This window comes from Saccharopolyspora rectivirgula DSM 43747 (assembly GCF_000497205.1).
GTDB classification, from domain to species: Bacteria; Actinomycetota; Actinomycetes; order Mycobacteriales; family Pseudonocardiaceae; genus Saccharopolyspora; species Saccharopolyspora rectivirgula.
In genome coordinates this window covers 1-863 of the sequence record NZ_AYJW01000141.1, presented here as the reverse complement: position 1 = coordinate 863, position 863 = coordinate 1, and the positions used below count along the sequence as shown (strand labels likewise).

2 rRNA genes are annotated in these 863 nt (G+C 60.5%); both read right to left on the bottom strand.

The annotated features are described in order from the left end of the window. A 23S ribosomal RNA gene (locus tag SREC43747_RS0119270) occupies positions 1-588 on the bottom strand; the annotation flags it as partial. 189 nt (positions 589-777) lie between these two features. Beyond that, positions 778-863 (bottom strand): 16S ribosomal RNA (locus tag SREC43747_RS0119265); the annotation flags it as partial.

Here is an 863-nt window from a genome sequence, read left to right as displayed (position 1 = left end):
ACTCTTTCACTCCCCTCCCGGGGTACTTTTCACCTTTCCCTCACGGTACTCATGCACTATCGGTCACCAGGGAGTGTTTAGGCTTACCAGGTGGTCCTGGCGGATTCACACGGAATTCCACGGGTACCGTGCTACTCGGGATCCCACCCGGAAGTTCGGGTCGTTTTCGCCTACGGGAGTGTCCCCCTCTTCGCTGGTGCGTTCCAGCACCTTCGGCTAACGACACGGAACTTCCCGTCGGGATGGCAGTCCCGACTGGGTGGTCCCACTACCCCGAACACGCAACGCCTGCCAGCTATTGACACGTGCTCGGTTTAGCCGTGTTCCCGTTTCGCTCGCCACTACTCCGGGAATCGCTTTTGCTTTCTCTTCCTGCGGGTACTGAGATGTTTCACTTCCCCGCGTTCCCCCCGACTGCCCTATGTGTTCAGGCAGCGGTGACCGGACTTCCCTCCGGCCGGGTTTCCCCATTCGGAGATCCTGGGATCACAGCTCGGCTGGCAGCTCCCCCAGGCTTATCGCAGCCTCCCACGTCCTTCATCGGCTCCTGGTGCCGAGGCATCCACCGTGTGCCTGTAAAGCTTGTCCACAGAAGATGCTCGCGACGTCCACTGTGCAGTTCTCAAGGTTCGGCAGAGAGCAGTCCAGGTAGGACATTGCTCCCCTCAGAGCCCAACAGCGTGCTGGCTGCCCGCCAGAGCGAAACCCTGGCGGCGCCGCGCTCGTCCGCGCGCGATTCGTGCTGTTTTCGTTCTGAGTTCGGGAAAAACTCCCTAGAAAGGAGGTGATCCAGCCGCACCTTCCGGTACGGCTACCTTGTTACGACTTCGTCACAATCGCCAGTCCCACCTTCGACCACTCCC